This window comes from Gordonia sp. NB41Y (assembly GCF_030718915.1).
GTDB classification, from domain to species: Bacteria; Actinomycetota; Actinomycetes; order Mycobacteriales; family Mycobacteriaceae; genus Gordonia; species Gordonia desulfuricans.
Genome location: NZ_CP132196.1, coordinates 4,397,463 through 4,412,521, shown reverse-complemented (window position 1 = coordinate 4,412,521; position 15,059 = coordinate 4,397,463). Strand labels below are relative to the sequence as shown.

The 15,059-nt window shown below is 68.5% G+C and carries 14 protein-coding genes; 5 read left to right on the top strand and 9 right to left on the bottom strand.

Annotated features, from left to right (window positions below; genetic code table 11):
- Positions 1-20: 20 nt before the first annotated feature.
- Positions 21-1,562 carry a mycofactocin biosynthesis glycosyltransferase MftF gene (mftF, locus tag Q9K23_RS19175; RefSeq protein WP_053777930.1) on the bottom strand — a complete coding sequence of 514 codons (1,542 nt, stop codon included), beginning with the start codon at positions 1,560-1,562 and terminating at the stop codon, positions 21-23.
- Complete coding sequence (gene mftE / locus Q9K23_RS19170; protein WP_053777931.1) at positions 1,559-2,281, bottom strand: mycofactocin biosynthesis peptidyl-dipeptidase MftE; 723 nt, start codon at positions 2,279-2,281, stop codon at positions 1,559-1,561. The genes mftF and mftE overlap by 4 nt, the downstream gene beginning before the upstream one ends.
- A gap of 182 nt (positions 2,282-2,463) precedes the next feature.
- Between mftE and Q9K23_RS19165 the strand changes: the two genes are divergently transcribed.
- Complete coding sequence (locus Q9K23_RS19165) at positions 2,464-3,576, top strand: CaiB/BaiF CoA-transferase family protein (RefSeq protein ID WP_053777932.1); 1,113 nt, start codon at positions 2,464-2,466, stop codon at positions 3,574-3,576.
- 72 nt (positions 3,577-3,648) lie between these two features.
- Here Q9K23_RS19165 and Q9K23_RS19160 read toward each other — a convergent pair whose 3' ends face one another.
- The 5 genes from Q9K23_RS19160 to mftA all read right to left on the bottom strand — a co-directional run bounded on the left by Q9K23_RS19160 (position 3,649) and on the right by mftA (position 7,627).
- Complete coding sequence (locus Q9K23_RS19160) at positions 3,649-4,467, bottom strand: mycofactocin-coupled SDR family oxidoreductase (RefSeq protein ID WP_020791930.1); 819 nt, start codon at positions 4,465-4,467, stop codon at positions 3,649-3,651.
- 43 nt (positions 4,468-4,510) lie between these two features.
- Positions 4,511-5,713, bottom strand: coding sequence for a pre-mycofactocin synthase MftD (gene mftD / locus Q9K23_RS19155; protein WP_053777933.1), 1,203 nt, complete (start codon positions 5,711-5,713; stop codon positions 4,511-4,513).
- A 90-nt stretch (positions 5,714-5,803) separates the two neighbouring features.
- Positions 5,804-7,063 (bottom strand): mycofactocin radical SAM maturase, encoded by a 1,260-nt coding sequence (mftC, locus tag Q9K23_RS19150; protein WP_020790278.1) that lies wholly within the window; start codon positions 7,061-7,063, stop codon positions 5,804-5,806.
- A 76-nt stretch (positions 7,064-7,139) separates the two neighbouring features.
- Positions 7,140-7,505 carry a mycofactocin biosynthesis chaperone MftB gene (mftB, locus tag Q9K23_RS19145; RefSeq protein WP_053777934.1) on the bottom strand — a complete coding sequence of 122 codons (366 nt, stop codon included), beginning with the start codon at positions 7,503-7,505 and terminating at the stop codon, positions 7,140-7,142.
- Entirely contained in the window at positions 7,505-7,627 is a 123-nt protein-coding gene (mftA, locus tag Q9K23_RS19140) for a mycofactocin precursor MftA (RefSeq protein ID WP_020790277.1), read from the bottom strand. The genes mftB and mftA overlap by 1 nt, the downstream gene beginning before the upstream one ends.
- Before the next feature lie 129 nt (positions 7,628-7,756).
- Here mftA and mftR point away from each other — a divergent pair, with 129 nt between their 5' ends.
- From mftR to Q9K23_RS19120, 4 genes are all read left to right on the top strand, one after another.
- Complete coding sequence (mftR, locus tag Q9K23_RS19135; RefSeq protein ID WP_020790275.1) at positions 7,757-8,380, top strand: mycofactocin system transcriptional regulator; 624 nt, start codon at positions 7,757-7,759, stop codon at positions 8,378-8,380.
- A gap of 133 nt (positions 8,381-8,513) precedes the next feature.
- Positions 8,514-9,569 carry a ferredoxin--NADP reductase gene (locus tag Q9K23_RS19130; RefSeq protein WP_020790274.1) on the top strand — a complete coding sequence of 352 codons (1,056 nt, stop codon included), beginning with the start codon at positions 8,514-8,516 and terminating at the stop codon, positions 9,567-9,569.
- Between the two features lie 131 nt (positions 9,570-9,700).
- Positions 9,701-10,969 (top strand): chloride channel protein, encoded by a 1,269-nt coding sequence (locus tag Q9K23_RS19125; RefSeq protein ID WP_082365991.1) that lies wholly within the window; start codon positions 9,701-9,703, stop codon positions 10,967-10,969.
- A gap of 210 nt (positions 10,970-11,179) precedes the next feature.
- Positions 11,180-12,970, top strand: a complete 1,791-nt coding sequence (locus Q9K23_RS19120; RefSeq protein ID WP_305950241.1) for a DUF222 domain-containing protein — start codon at positions 11,180-11,182, stop codon at positions 12,968-12,970.
- A gap of 279 nt (positions 12,971-13,249) precedes the next feature.
- Here Q9K23_RS19120 and Q9K23_RS19115 read toward each other — a convergent pair whose 3' ends face one another.
- Complete coding sequence (locus Q9K23_RS19115) at positions 13,250-14,470, bottom strand: FAD/NAD(P)-binding oxidoreductase (RefSeq protein WP_053778520.1); 1,221 nt, start codon at positions 14,468-14,470, stop codon at positions 13,250-13,252.
- A gap of 55 nt (positions 14,471-14,525) precedes the next feature.
- Positions 14,526-15,059 (bottom strand): hypothetical protein, encoded by a 534-nt coding sequence (locus Q9K23_RS19110; protein ID WP_053778519.1) that lies wholly within the window; start codon positions 15,057-15,059, stop codon positions 14,526-14,528.

Sequence of the window (15,059 nt, the reverse complement as noted above, 5' to 3'; positions counted from 1 at the left end):
GACGACGTCGAACCGATCGGTCAGCGCGTCACCACCGGACGCAGTGCCCCGAGATCACGTTCGCGCACAACGCCTTCCCACAGCCCGGTGCCGTAGGCGAGGTCGTCCAGGCGGCGACACAGCAGGTAGCTGAACGGCCCCATACTCGGGCCGAGCGACGGATCGCTGATCACCGACCGCACCCATTCGACGAGACCCTCGATCACCGCCAATTCGATCACCAGTCGCCGGAAGCGACGCGACAGCAGGGCCATGATCAACGCCAGCGGCCAGTAGTGACGACAGATCGCCGCCGATGCCTGCAGCAGCCCGTACCCGGCGGCGCGGCCGGTCATCTGCCCGGCCACCACCGATGCCCCCGGAAGATCGCCGAGCCTGCCACGCAGTCGAGCGGCCGCCTGGGCGAGCACGACGAAGGCGACGACCATGCCGATCTTGGTGCGGGTCAGCAGCGCGGCGACGGCGACCGCCATCGACACGGTCATCACCATCGGCGCGGCCATCGTCCCGTGCCGTTGCGCGAGGAAGGCCGCCCCGGTCCCGTAGTAGCGGCGCCGTGAGAGCACCTGACGCATCCCCGTACGGTGATCGTGGGAGACGCGGGCCACCGGGTCGTAGCGCATCCGCCAGCCCGCCTCGTGCAGGCGCCAGCACAGATCCACGTCCTCGGCCACCCGAAGATCCTCGTCGAATCCCGGAAAAGCACTGCGCCGCAGGATCATCGCCGCACTGGGCACGTACGGCACCGGGGTTCCGGGCACCACCGACGCCTCGGTGGGCCCCATGTCCAGCGAGGAGTGGCTGTTCTCGTAGCGCTCGGCGAGTGACTGCCGACCCCGTCCGGGTCCACCGCGCGCCGACAACCCGACGATCCGCGGTGCCGCGAGCGCCACCATCGGATCGGAGAAGTGGGCGAGCAGCATCATCAGCCATTCGGGGTCGGGCACCACATCGGAGTCGAGGAAGGCGACGAAGTCGGTCTGCGCGGCGGCCGCACCGGCGTTGCGTGCGGCGGCCGGACCGCGGTTCTCCTCGAACCGGATCACCCGGACCCGGGGGCGTGCGGCGACGACCAGGCCGTCGGCGGCCGAATCCTCGGTGACCGCTTCGGCGGTGGAGGAATCGCCTGCGGCGCAATCGGTGTGGCTCGCATCGACCCGGATCGGCTCGGCCGATCCGTCGTCCACCACGATCACCTCGTGGCAGTCGAGCGCGGCGATCAGCCGGTCGACCCCGGATTGGTTGTCGCGCACCGGGATCACCACGGTCACATCGTCGATCCTGGGTCCCGACATCGGGCGCGGATGGGCGATACCCGACTCGAGGAGGGTGCGGGCGAGTGACCTGGTGGGCGGATCGCACACCTCGATGCGGCCGTCGGCCGACGTCATGCCGAGTGCGGCGTCGGACATCCGCAGCATCCGCGTCGGCGATCCGCCGACCAGGTAGCGCAGGTCTCCACGCCGGGCACATCGCATGTCGATCTGCACCTGGAAGCCGTCGGGCAGTACCTGCTCGGCCGGTGCCACGCCCGCCTCCGCGTCCCGTTCGACCGCTGTCATCGAAGTCGTCCCCCGTCGTCGACCGTCCATTCCGTCAGCGCCCGGACCAGATCGTCCACCGCCCCGTCCAACAGCCGGGCGCCGTGTTCGGCCGACGCCGACCGCGGGTCACCCAGGATACCGTTGCCGCTCACCGCCGCGACCCCACCGGCCCGCATCGCGCCGAGCAGTTCGCGCATCGGTGCGACGTTACCCGCCTCGAGCCGGCCGGTGTGCACCAATCCGGGTGAAAGGTGAAGCAGGATCGACGTTTCGGTATGCCCCGCGTGGGCGTCGGCATCCGGGAAGACACATGGGTACCAGGCGACCTCACGTGCCTCATAACGCAACCTGGCCACCGCACCGGCGACGGTCGCGACGTTGCCGCCGTGGCCGTTGACGAAGACGATCCGTCCCGCCCACCGGCACGCACTGCGCCCGTATTCCAGCAGGACCTGGTGCAATGCCTCGTGCCCGAGCGAGATGGTCCCGGCGAACCCCTCGTGTTCACCGCTGGCGCCGTACGACAGTTCCGGGGCCACCCAGCTGTTCGACGGGGCGCGCTCCCCGGCCCGGGTGGCGATCGCCACCGCGATCCGGGTGTCGGTGTCCAGGGGCAGGTGCGGGCCGTGCTGTTCCACCGCACCGACCGGGACCAGCAGCGTGAGGTCGGCGACGGCGTCTTTGCGGGTTTCCACTTCCGGCCAGGTCGCAGTCCCCAACGCCGCCGGTTGTCTCATTCCAGAGAGTCTAGTGCGGTCACGCCGTGCGGGTAACCGTCTCGCGCGCCCGAATCGGGGCGATCGACCGCTCTTGCCCGCCCGCCGAGACCTACTTGGCGAGCGCTCGATCGGTTGTGTCATCCTGGTAACCGAATCGTGATGCCCGACACAGTGGCACACCTCGACCGGAGGGACCGCATATGAGTGACACCGCAGCACCCACCAGCGGTAAGACTGGACCGCTGAATCGGATTCGTGTGATCGAATTCGCCGGGATCGGCCCCGGCCCGCATGCGGCGATGATGCTCGCCGACCTCGGCGCCGACGTCATCCGCGTGCAGCGCCCCGGCAGTCTGCCCAAGGAGGGCGCCCCGGCCGACGCCCTGCTGCGCGGCCGGCGTGTGGTGGAGGCCAACCTCAAGGATCCCGCCGACAAGGACATCATCGAGGGCCTGGTCGCCAAGGCCGACGTGATCCTCGAGGGTTTCCGGCCCGGTGTCATGGAGCGGCTGGGCCTGGGCCCGGACGATCTCGCCGCGATCAACCCCGGCCTGATCTACGGCCGGATGACCGGCTGGGGCCAGGAAGGCCCGCGCGCCCAGCTCGCCGGACACGACATCAACTACATCTCGCTGACCGGAATGCTGCATGCGATCGGCCGCAACGGTGAGCGCCCGGTGCCGCCGCTGAACCTGGCCGGCGACTTCGGCGGCGGGTCGATGTTCCTCGTCATGGGCGTGCTCGCGGCGCTGGTCGAACGCCAGTCGTCGGGCCGCGGCCAGGTGATCGACGCGGCGATGGTCGACGGCGCTTCGGTTCTGGGACAGATGATGTGGGCGTTCCGCGGCCTCGGCCTGTGGAAGGACGAGCGCGGTGCCAACATGCTCGACACCGGCGCCCCCTACTACGAGGTCTACGAGACCTCCGACGGCAAGTACATGGCCGTCGGCGCGATCGAGCCGCAGTTCTATGCCGAACTGCTCAAGGGCCTGGGTCTGTCCGACGCCGACCTGCCCTCCCAGACCGACGTCACCCGCTCGGCCGAGCTCAAGGCCGTGTTCACCGAGACCTTCGCCTCCCGCACCCGTGACGAGTGGGCCAAGATCTTCGAGGGCACCGATGCCTGCACCTCCCCGGTGCTGAACTTCGACGAGGTGGCCGCCGATCCGCACATGGCCGCCCGCGCCAATCTCGTCGAGATCGACGGCGTCGTCCAGGCGCAGGTCGCCCCGCGCTTCTCGCGCACCTCCCCGCAGACCCCGGCCGGTCCGGCCCGCACCGCCACCGACCCGGCGTCGATCTGGAACGACTGAACACACCCCGATGACCAAGGCCCCCACGGATTCCCGTGGGGGCCTTGGTCATCGGTGGGTCAAGCCGGGGTGTCAGACCTTGGAGTTGCCCATGTCGATCGGCATCTGCATACCGGTGATCGCGCGCGACTGCGGCGACATCAGGTAGAGCACCGCGTCGGAGATGTCGTCGAGGGTCGCGACCGGGTAGTCGTCCATCATCGAGATGAAGTACCGGGTGTACTCGCCCATCTCGGTGAACACCCGCATCGCCGACGAGTCCCCCACCCCCATCGGGGTGTCCACCGCGTACGGATGGATGGAGTTGACCCGGATCCGATGCGGGGCCAGTTCTTTCGCGACGGTCTGGGCCATCCCGGTGAGCGCGAACTTCGACGCCGAGTACGACGCCTGCACCGGCATCGCCTTGAGCCCGGCCACCGAACTCACGATCACGATCGACCGGCTGCGCCGCTCTCCGGCCAGCAGGGCGGGAATGGTGGCGCGCAACGTCTTCCACGTTCCGGTGACGTTGACGTCGAGCACGTCGGTGAACTGCGCCTCCGACAGTTCCCAGGTGAGGCCCCAGGTGAGGATGCCGGCATTGGCGATGACGTGGTCGAGCCTGCCGAACTGCTGGACGCCGTCGGCGACCAGTTGTTCCTGGAAGGCCAGGTCACGGATGTCGCCCTGCCGGGCGAGGATCTTGCCGCCGGCCTCCTCTACCAGCCGGACGGTCTCCTCGAGGTCCTCGGCGGTGGCCGCCGGATAGGTGGTGTGGTCGGCCACGGGTCCCGCGATGTCGAGTCCGACGATCGCGGCACCTTCGCGCGCGAACCGGATCGCATGATTGCGACCCTGCCCGCGCGCGATACCGGTGATGTAGACAACCTGGCCGTCAAACTGTCCCATGACAGAACTGTAACACGTTCTAGTTCTGCCGTGGAGGGTGTTCTCAGGCGTCGCCGTAGGACCGTTCGAAGCCCTCGGGGATGATCAGGTCGTCGCGGCTCAACTCGTGAACACTCTTGCGCCCCAAGCCCATCAGCACACCGTCGAGACCCATCCGGAGCAGGTCGAGGACGTTCTCCACGCCCGGCTGACCGTTGGCGGCCAGACCCCACAGGTAGGCGCGGCCGATCATCACGGCCTTGGCACCCAGCGCGAGCGCCTTGGCCACATCACTGCCGCGGCGGATACCGCCGTCGAGCAGCACGTCGAGCTCGTTGCCGACGGCGTCGGCGATCGGCCCGAGCACGCGGATGGTGGCCGGGGTGCCGTCGAGGTTGTTGCCGCCGTGGTTGGACACCGAGATCGCCGAGGCACCGATGTCGACGGCGCGCTTGGCATCGTCGATCCGGGTGATGCCCTTGACCATGAACGGCCCGTCCCACTGCTCACGCAGCCACTTGAGGTCTTCCCAGGTGGGCGGCGGGGTGTTCATCCACTCGTAGTAGGCGCCGAAGAAGGTGGGGCCTGCGGTGCCCACGGTCGGCGGCAGGTTGGGTGCGGTGAGGTCGGGGATGATGATCTTGCCGTCACGGATCCAGTCCATGGCGTAACGCGGCTTGAGCGCGATCTCCGGAGCCAGTCGCAGCAGCGCCTTGAAGTCGACCTTCTCCGGGATCTCCGGGCTGCCCCAGTCACGACCGATGTTGAACACCCAGTCGGTGGTGACGATCAGACCCTTGGCGCCGGCCTCCTTGGCCCGCTGCACACGGGCGAGGATGTCGTCGCGGCTGCCGAGCCAGTAGATCTGGAAGAAGATCTTGTCGTTGACCGCGGTCACCTCCTCGACGGGGTGACTGGCGAAGCTCGACAGGCCCATCGCGGTCCCGCGGGCGGCGGCGGCCCGGGCGACGGCGACCTCGCCGTCGGGATCGACCGCCTGCACGCCGGTCGGGCTGATCATGACGGGGAACGAGATCTCCTGTCCCATCACGGTTGTCGACATCTCGCGGTCGGGCTGCACACCGACCACGTGCGGGGCGAAGCCGAGTTCCTTGAAGGCCTCGGTGTTGTCGTTGACGGTCACCCCCGCCTGTGTGCCGGCGACCAGCGACGAGTACACCGACTTGGGCAGTCGCTTCTTGGCGCGACGCTGCGCCTCGGTGACGGTTTCGAACCAGGGGTTGCGGGCCCAGGGATTGGTGACCATTGTTTTCCTACCTGTTTTCCATCTCGTGTTGCGGGCACCACCGATTCGCCCGGCCGCCGACCGGGCGAATCGATGATCACCGTGTGGGGGTTACAGAGAGAATCCGGCGAGCGGGTTCTCGTCACAGCTCTTCGACGGCGGACCGCCGATCGGAGCCATCTCGCCGTCGGGCCGGCGCGTCATCAACGTCAGCGGCGTCCCGCGCGAATGATCCTTGTTCGCAGTCGGTTTGGAGCGTTCCCCGGCGAGCAGCTCCTCGCCGTAGCCCTGGACGCACTCGGGGTCGGGACCGGCCAGGGGCAGGCCGGTGAAGAACTTGGCCGCCATGCAGCCGCCGCGGCAGGCGTCGAAGTGGGCGCACTTGGTGCAGGCGCCGGCGTTCTGCGGCTCACGCAGTTCGGTGAACAGATCCGATCGCTGCCAGATCTCCTGGAAGCCACCGTCGGTGGTGATGTTGCCGGCCAGGAAGTTCTCGTGGATCGCGAACGGGCAGGCGTAGACGTCACCCACCGGATCGATCAGGCAGACCACGCGACCGGCACCGCACAGGTTGAGGCCGGGCAGGCCACCACCGTTGGCACCACCGAACGCCGACAGATGGAAGAACGAGTCACCGGTCAGCACGTTGTCGCCATGTGCGACAAGCCATTCGTAGAGATCACGCTGCTGCGACGGCAGCGGGTGCAGATCGTCCCACACATCGGCACCGCGACCGGACGGACGCAGGCGGGTGATCCGCAGCGTGGCGTTGTAGCGGTCGGCGAGCGCCTTGAACTCGTCGAGCTGTGCGACGTTCTGGCGGGTCATCACGACGCTGATCTTGGCGTCGGCGAACCCCGCCTCGTGCAGGTTCTCCAGGGCGCGCACGGCCATGTCGAAGGACCCCGGACCGCGAACGGCGTCGTTGACCTCGGCGGTCGCGCCGTCCAGCGAGATCTGGACGTCGACGTAATCCGACGCGGCCAGACGTGCGGCGACCTTCTTGTCGATGCGTAATCCGTTGGTGGAGAACTTGACCCCCACCTGATGGCTGGTGGCGTAGTCGACCAGCTCCCAGAAGTCGGGGCGCACCGTCGGCTCGCCGCCGCCGATGTTCACATAGAACACCTGCATCCGCTGCAGCTCGTCGATGATGGCCTTGCACTGCTCGGTCGACAGCTCGCGCGGATCGCGTTTACCCGACGACGACAGGCAGTGCACACACGCGAGGTTGCACGCGTAGGTGAGCTCCCAGGTGAGACAGATCGGGGCGTCGAGACCACGCTCGAACTGATCGACCAGCCGACCGACCGCGGGACGCTGACCGCGTTCGGATTCGGTTGCGATGGGCGGCAACTCGAGGGTTGTCATCGGGTTCTCCTTGGACTAGAGGAGGGGTGGACGAGGACGCCGGGGCAGTCGGCGACCGGGGTGACGAGAAGATCGATCAGCGACGGGTGATCATGCCGGAATCGGCGAGCGTCGCCAGTGCCTGCAGGTACAGCGGGCGGTCGACGGTGTCGATCGCGGCCGCCGACAATGCCTGCTCGGCGGTGTCGAAGGTGGACAGCGACTGCACGATCCCGACCACCGTGAGGTTCTTCAGGAACGAGAGCTTGCGGGTACCGAAGTGATAGAGCAAGGCGCCGAACGGTTCTGGCCGCAAAGCCACCTTGGGGTTGAGTTCCCACGCCGCGTCGAGATCGAAAGCGGTTGCGGCACGGGGCGTATGGGTGGGCGCTGGGTCGGCGCTCCGGCCGCCGGTGACCGCGGGGCGGTCACCGGCAACCGGGGCAGATGTCGGGGAGGACATCAGTAGACCCCGCACATCCCGTCGATCGACACCTCTTCGACGAGCGACTCGCCGACGAGCTCGGTCTCCACGTCAGCGGGAACCGACGCGTCGTGAGTGGACTTACTCGACTGATCTGCCATGATCCAAACCTCCTGTAGATCGGGTAGTGATGCGGATCACGAGTCACTATAATGACACCCGGTGCAGAAATACACCCCCAGAACAGAAAAGCTGCCCAGATGGACAGGTGGAGAACAGGTGCAGGGAGCGTGACCAGCGTGAACAACCCGACCACGGCGACCGAGCCGTCGGCCCAACCCGGCCGCCGTCCGCGGACCTCCCGCGCGGAGATCTCCGGCGTCGCCATCGAGATGTTCACCGCGAGCGGCTTCGAGGAGACCAGCGTCGACGACATCGCCGACGCCGTGGGCATCGCGCGCCGCACCCTCTTCCGGTACTTCCCGTCGAAGAACGCGATCCCGTGGGGCGACTTCGATTCCCACCTCGACGAGCTACGGGCCATGCTCGACGAGATCCCCCCGGACCTGCCGATCGCCGAGGCACTGACCCGCGCACTGACCGCCTTCAACCACGTGCCCGCCGACACCATCGGACACCATCGGCGACGGATGGGTCTGCTGCTCGGGGTACCCAGCCTGCAGGCGCACTCGATGCTCATGTACGCCGACTGGCGGCAGGTCATCGCCGAGTTCTGCGCCCATCGCCTCGGCGTCCCGGAGACCGATCACCTGCCGCAGACGATCGGCTGGATGAGCCTGGGCACCGCCCTCGCCGCCTACGAGCACTGGCTCGCCGACCCCGACGCCGACCTCGACGAGCTCATCCGGACCGGGTGCACACTCCTCGCCGACGGAGTCCGGGCCCTGCACTGAGTCCTCGACCCGGCCCCGGCGATTACCCTGGTCCCGGAAGCGGCCACTCCACAGCCCCGGAGTTTTCGGCTACGCTCTCAAACTAGAACACGTTCTAATTTCATTCCCCGCACCATCCAGGAGACCGCCGGACATGACCGAACTGACGCCACACGGCTCTCGCAGCGTGATCCTGACCGTGGCCGAGGTCATCGACGAGACCGCCGACGCCCGCTCGATCGTCTTCGAGATCCCGGACACCGCCAAGGAAGCGTTCACCGACTACAAGCCGGGACAGTTCCTCACCCTGCGCATCCCGAGCGATCAGACCGGCTCGGTGGCGCGCTGCTACTCCCTCGCGTCCTCCCCCGCCGGCGACGAACTGCCGAAGGTCACCGTCAAACGAACCGTCGAGGGCTACGGCTCCAACTGGGTCTGCGACAACCTCGCCGCCGGTTCTCAGGTCGAGGTGCTGCCGCCGTCGGGTGTGTTCACCCCCCGATCGTTCGACGAGCCCATGCTGCTCATCGCCGCTGGCAGCGGCGTCACCCCGGTCATGTCGATCCTCAAGACCGCCCTGAACCGCGGCAACCGGCCCGTCGTGTTCTTCTACGCCAACCGTGGCACCGACGACGTGATCTTCGCCGCCGAGCTGCGCGAACTGCAGGCCACCCACGCCGACCGGCTGACCGTCGTCCACTGGCTCGAGTCATTGCAGGGTCTGCCGTCGGAGGCCACGCTCACCACCCTGTTCCGCGCCTTCCTCGGTCACACCGCCTACCTGTGCGGCCCCGGACCGTTCATGGAGGCCGTGCACAAGGGCCTGGAGAACGCCGGTTTCGCCCACCACGACGTCCACACCGAGGTCTACAACTCGCTGTCGGGGGACCCGTTCGTCGACGTCGTGCTCGAGGAGGTCAGCGACGAGGAACAGGCCGACGCCGCGACCGTCGAGGTGGAGCTCGACGGTGAGACACACGAGTTGTCGTGGCCGCGCAGACGCACCCTGATCGACATCATGCTCGAGGCCGGACTGGATGCCCCGTACTCCTGCCAGGAGGGCGAATGCGGTTCGTGCGCTTGCACTCTCACCGAGGGTTCGGTCGACATGGACAACGCCGGCGCCCTGGACCCGGAGGACATCGCCGACGGCTACATCCTCGGCTGCCAGGCGCATCCGACGTCGGATCGCCTGCGTATCGAGTTCTGAGTCCGCGGCTGCGGCGCCGTGGGCGCCGACGGCATTAAGGTCGATTCGTGCCGCCGCAGAAACCGGACGAGTCGCCCACCCACGATCCCGGCGATCCCGACGTCGACCCCACCACCCGGGTCGTCGTCTGGATGACCCTGCTCGCCGCCGTCGCCGGTGTGATCACCGGGTTCGTCGGCGGCGCCTTCCGCTGGCTGCTGGTACGCGCCGACCGCCTCCGACTCGACATCGTCGCCTGGGCGCATGATGCCGGTCCGGCCGGCTGGCTGGTCCCGATCGCGGTGTCGGCGGTGGCCGCCGGGATCGCCGGGCTGATCGGCGCGCGCATCCCGTTGTCGGCGGGCAGCGGTATCCAGCATGTCGAGGCAGTCGACCGCAAGGAGGCCGACCCGCCGACCGGTGAGGTCATCCCGGCACGCTTCGTCGGCGGCCTGCTGTCGATCGGCATCGGCGGCCTCGTCCTCGGCCGCGAGGGTCCGACGGTGCACATGGGTGCGGCGATCGGCGCGCTGTGCGGCCGGCTCGTCCGTGCCACCGCCGACGAGATCCGGGTGCTGCAGTCGGTGATGTCGGGGGCCGGGCTCGCGGTCGCGTTCAACGCCCCGATCGGCGGCGCCCTCTTCTGTCTGGAGGAGGTGGCCCACACGTTCAGACTGCGCTACGTCCTGTGGACGATGTCGGCGGTCGCACTGGCGGTGATGTGCAGTCGGGTGATCCTCGGCGATCATCCCGACTTCCAGGTCTTCGACGTGGCCGAGCCCGCGTTCTCCACGCTGCCGGTGTTCGTCGTGTTCGGCGGACTTCTCGCCCTGCTCGGTGTCGCCTACGGATGGCTGATCCGCGCCTGCCTGACTGCATTCGCCGCGGTCTCACACATCCCCAAGCCGCTCAGGTCCGCGGCCATCGGTGCCGTGATCGGCGCGGTGCTGATGGTCGACGCCGACCTGGTCGGCGGTGGCGACACCCTGACCCAGGCGATCCTCGCCGGTCAGCACCTGACGTTCATCGCCCTCGTCGTGATCCTGGTGGTGCGGTTTGCCGCCGGCCCACTCTCATACGCGGCCAACACATCCGGTGGCCTGTTCGCCCCGATGCTCGCACTCGGGGCGCTGTGCGGCGTGCTGTTCGCCCGCGTCCTGGACCTGCTCTGGGCAGGACTCGGCACCGACCTGCTGCCGGCGCTCATGCTGGTCGGGATGGCGACCCTGTTCACCTCGGTGGTGCGGGCACCGTTGACCGGTGCGGTGCTGGTGATGGAGATGACCGCGACCACCTCGGTCGCGGTCGCGATCCTCGCCGCCGGCGCGGCCGCGATGATCGTGGCGCAGTTGCTCGACGCTCCCCCGATCTACGACAGCCTCCGTCAACGGATGCTGGGCGCCGAACCGGACGAACGCTGACCGGGTACCCGAATCCGTCGACCGGGTACCATCTTCCATCGACCGGGCAGCGAATCGCTTGCGCCACAGGCCGGTCCGGCCGTCGGCACCACTCGAGGACGAGACCTCCGTCATGGTCGGACCGCCAGGCCGGCACGTCCACCTATCGGCTGCAGCCGATCCACCTGCGCCGACACGCATTTTGTCAGACCCCGTCTGTATGTTCGAACCATGTCCACCGAGATCCCCCCACCACCGTCGGCACACGCCGACGACGGTGCCCACGGCGATCCACACTGGACCGACCTCATCGCCACCGACGACACCCTCCCCGTACCCGACCGCCTCCGCGGCGACGAACACCTCACCGCCACCGATCTCACCGAGATCATCGCCCACTGCGCCTCCACCCGCGCCACCGCCATGTTCCGCCTCATGCAAGCCGCCTCCCTCATGTACGAGGAATACGAAGAGAACCACCACCAGAAGATCGCCGAAGCCACCACCAACCACTACGACAGCCTCGAAACCTTCGCCGACGCCCTCACCGCCCACCACACCGACACCACCCCCTACGACCAGCACGGACCCGACGGCCTCGAACAAGCCATCGCCCAGATCGGCGCCGTCCTGTCGGTCCCACCTCGCAAAGCCCGCGAACTCATCCTCGCCGGCGACGCCCTGCGCTACCGCCTCCCCTGGACCGGCGGCACCCTCGCCCAAGGCCGCATCGACGAACACCGCTTCCAGATCGTGCTCACCCGCACCACCCTCGTCACCCCCGAACTCATGCCCCAGGTCGACTCCCGCATCGCCGAACAGATCCTCGGCCGCGACACCATGTCCACCGCCCGCTTCACCGCCATGGTCGACGCCGTCGTCGCCACCACCGACCCCGCAGCCCTGCACCGCCGCCGCGCCCACGCCAAAGCCGAACGCAAGGTCACCATCACCCCCGACCGCTTCGTCCCCGGCCAATCCCGCCTCACCGCCAACCTCCCCGAACTCGACGCCGAACTGGTCAACGCCCGCATCGAGGCCATGGCCACCACCGTCCACCCCGACGACCCCCGCACCCGCGAACACCGCCGCTCCGACGCACTACTCGCCATGTCCGAAGGCCGCACCCACCTCGACTGCCAATGCCACACCTGCACCACCACACCAACACCAGCACCAGCACCAGCACCAGACGACAGTGACAGCGACAGTGCCGCAGCCGAAATCGGCAGCAGCACCGACCAATCCGACCCCACAGAGCACCCCGACCCCACAGAGCAGCCCGACCCCACAGAGCACCCCGACCCCACAGAGCAGCCCGACCCCACAGAGCAGCCCGAATGCACCTGCCAGTGCACCCACCACACAACCCCCACCCCGAACGCGGCCACCCCACCCGCCGCCGGTGCCATCATCCACGTCATCGCCAACCAGAGCACCCTCGACGGCCACGACGACCACCCCGGCTACGCCGACGGCATCGGCATCATCGACGCCCACACCATCCGCGACCTCGCAATGCGCGACTTCACCCAACGCACCGGCATCACCCGCGACATGATGGAGCGATCCTCACGCATGCGCTACCGGCCCGGGAAACAACGCACCGCCTACGCCTTTGCCGCCGACCTGTGCTGCACCTGGCCCGGCTGCAACAACAAGGCCACCACCAGCGACATCGACCACACCACCCCCTACGACCACCGCCACCCCGAACGCGGCCCCACCACCACCTGGAACCTCAAACCCCTGTGCCGGTTCCACCACCGGATCAAAACCTTCACCACCTGGCGCGACTTCACCGACACCCTCGGCCTCGCCGTGTTCGAATCACCCACCGGACACTTCTTCGTCGGCAACGCCTTCCGCGGCACCAACCTGTTCCCCGGACTCATCGGCCTCGCCGACAAACCACCCGACCACCCCGCCCGCCGCAAGACCGACACCATCCACCGGCAACGCCGCCACCGAGCCGACCGCGCCCAACAACGCTGGGACGACGAGAACCCGCCACCCTTCTGAGGGCGATAGGTCGTGCACGAAACCACCCGAAACAGATGGCACACCAACAATGTTGATCGATCCAGAAGCCCCGCCGGGCCCGACTCGGTGCGGGCCCACCTTCGAGGTGTCCACCCACCCGACGCCACCCACAGAGATTTCGACACGGGTCCTCGCCCTTCGGGCACGGTACCGGCTCAATCATCAACCAGCACAAGATGGTTGAGCCGCCGGGGAGCTCAGCGACAAGTCGAGTCGCCCCCACCGGGCGGACTCGGTGCGTGACCACCTCCGAGGCGATTACCCGGCCGGGACGACGTCGGTGATGGGCGTCGGGTTCTGCAGCTTGGGGCGGGTCTTCATCACCGCACCGACCTTGCCGGCGCCGACGACGCCGGTCAGCAGTCCGTCGCGGCTGTAGTAGGCGAGGAACTTGGTGCCGTCGTCGTCGACGACGTGCACGGTGTCGTCGGCGGTCGGGCTGCCGAGAACCTGGATCTTGAGGCCGAACTGGTCGCTCCAGAAGTACGGGACGGAGGCGGTGATGGCGGTGGCCTCGGGGTCGCCGACGATCTCGCGGGCGACGATCGCCGCCTGGTCGACGGTGTGGTTCCAGTGCTCGGCGCGGTGTGCAACACCCTCGGCGTCACGCCAATTCGCCACATCTCCGACGGCGTAGACGTCGGCGGCGCCGGTGAGCCCGACGCTGTCGCAGGCCACACCGCCCCCGGCCTCGCGCGGTGCGAGGTCGATTCCCGAGCCGTCCAGGTAGCCGACGACCGGAATCGATCCGATGCCCACGACGACGATGTCGGCCGACAACTCGCTGCCGTCGGTCAGCCGCACCGCACGCACCGCACCCTCGTCGCCGACGACGATCTCGGCGACGCCGACCCCGGTGCGCACGTCCACCCCGCGGGCGATGTGCATCCGGGTGACCAGTGCGCCGATCTGTTCACCGAGTGCGGCGGCCAGCGGAGTGGGGGCGGGTTCGACGAGGGCGACGGTCAGGCCGCGTTCGGTCAGACTCGAGGCCACCTCGCAGCCGATGAAGCCGGCCCCGATGACGACCGCGGTCCGCGCGCCGTCGATCTCCTCGCGCAGGGTCACCGCGTCGTCGAAGGTGCGCAGCACGTGCACGCCACCGACGTTCTCGGCGCCAGGGAAGGGGCGCGGGGTGAGTCCGGTGGCCAGGACGAGTGCGTCGTAGCCCAGGGTCGCGGTCTCCGAGCCGTCGTCGACGGTGACCGTCTTGGCGGCCGGATCGACCGCGGTGACCCGGGTGCCCAGGCGCAGGGTGATCTGTGAGTCGGCGTAGAACTCGTCGGCCTTGAGGTCGGGCCGGTCGTCCTTGCCGAGCAGCACCGACTTCGACAGCGGCGGACGGTCGTACGGGGCGTACGGTTCGTCGCCGATCAGGGTGATCGGCGCGGTGTATCCGCCGGTTCGCAGGTTCTCGGCGACGCGGATGGCCCCGAGCCCCGCCCCCACCACGACCACACCGGCTCCGGAATCGCTCATCGTCGTCGAGATCCTCTCGTCGTGTGCCGGCGCATCGACGCGGCATCCCCCCAGGTCAACGGGTGATGTCGCCGACCGGAAGCAGGTCGGACATCAGCCAGGTTCCGTTCACCTTAGCCATGACCACCCACTTTGTGGAAGGTGCATGCCCAGTGAGCGGTACACCACCCGCCGCCTTTCCGGTGACATCGATCACCTGATCGACGAAGACTAGCAGCCGTGCCCGCTCGGGCCCGTACTCGTGCACCCCGACGCCCACCACCTGCGCCGAGGCCGTGGCGCCCGCGGCGACCGCACCGGGTGCCACCAGGTCGGCGCCCTGACTCTCGTACCGGGTGAGCAACGGTTCGGTGAGGTGGGCGCGAACCGCCGCCGGGTCCTGGGCCCGTCCGCCGGTCACGGTGAGCAGCGCCGACACCGCCTCCGATGCCGCCGCCGACACCGCGGCACGCTCGGCATCGTCGGGCTGCGGCGCCGACCGGACCGCCATCACCCAGCCGAGTGCCCCGATGATCAGCGCGACCACGACGACCAGCACGGCCACGCGAAGCCGGCGACGCTCGCCCCGCCGCAACCCCGTGAACCACAT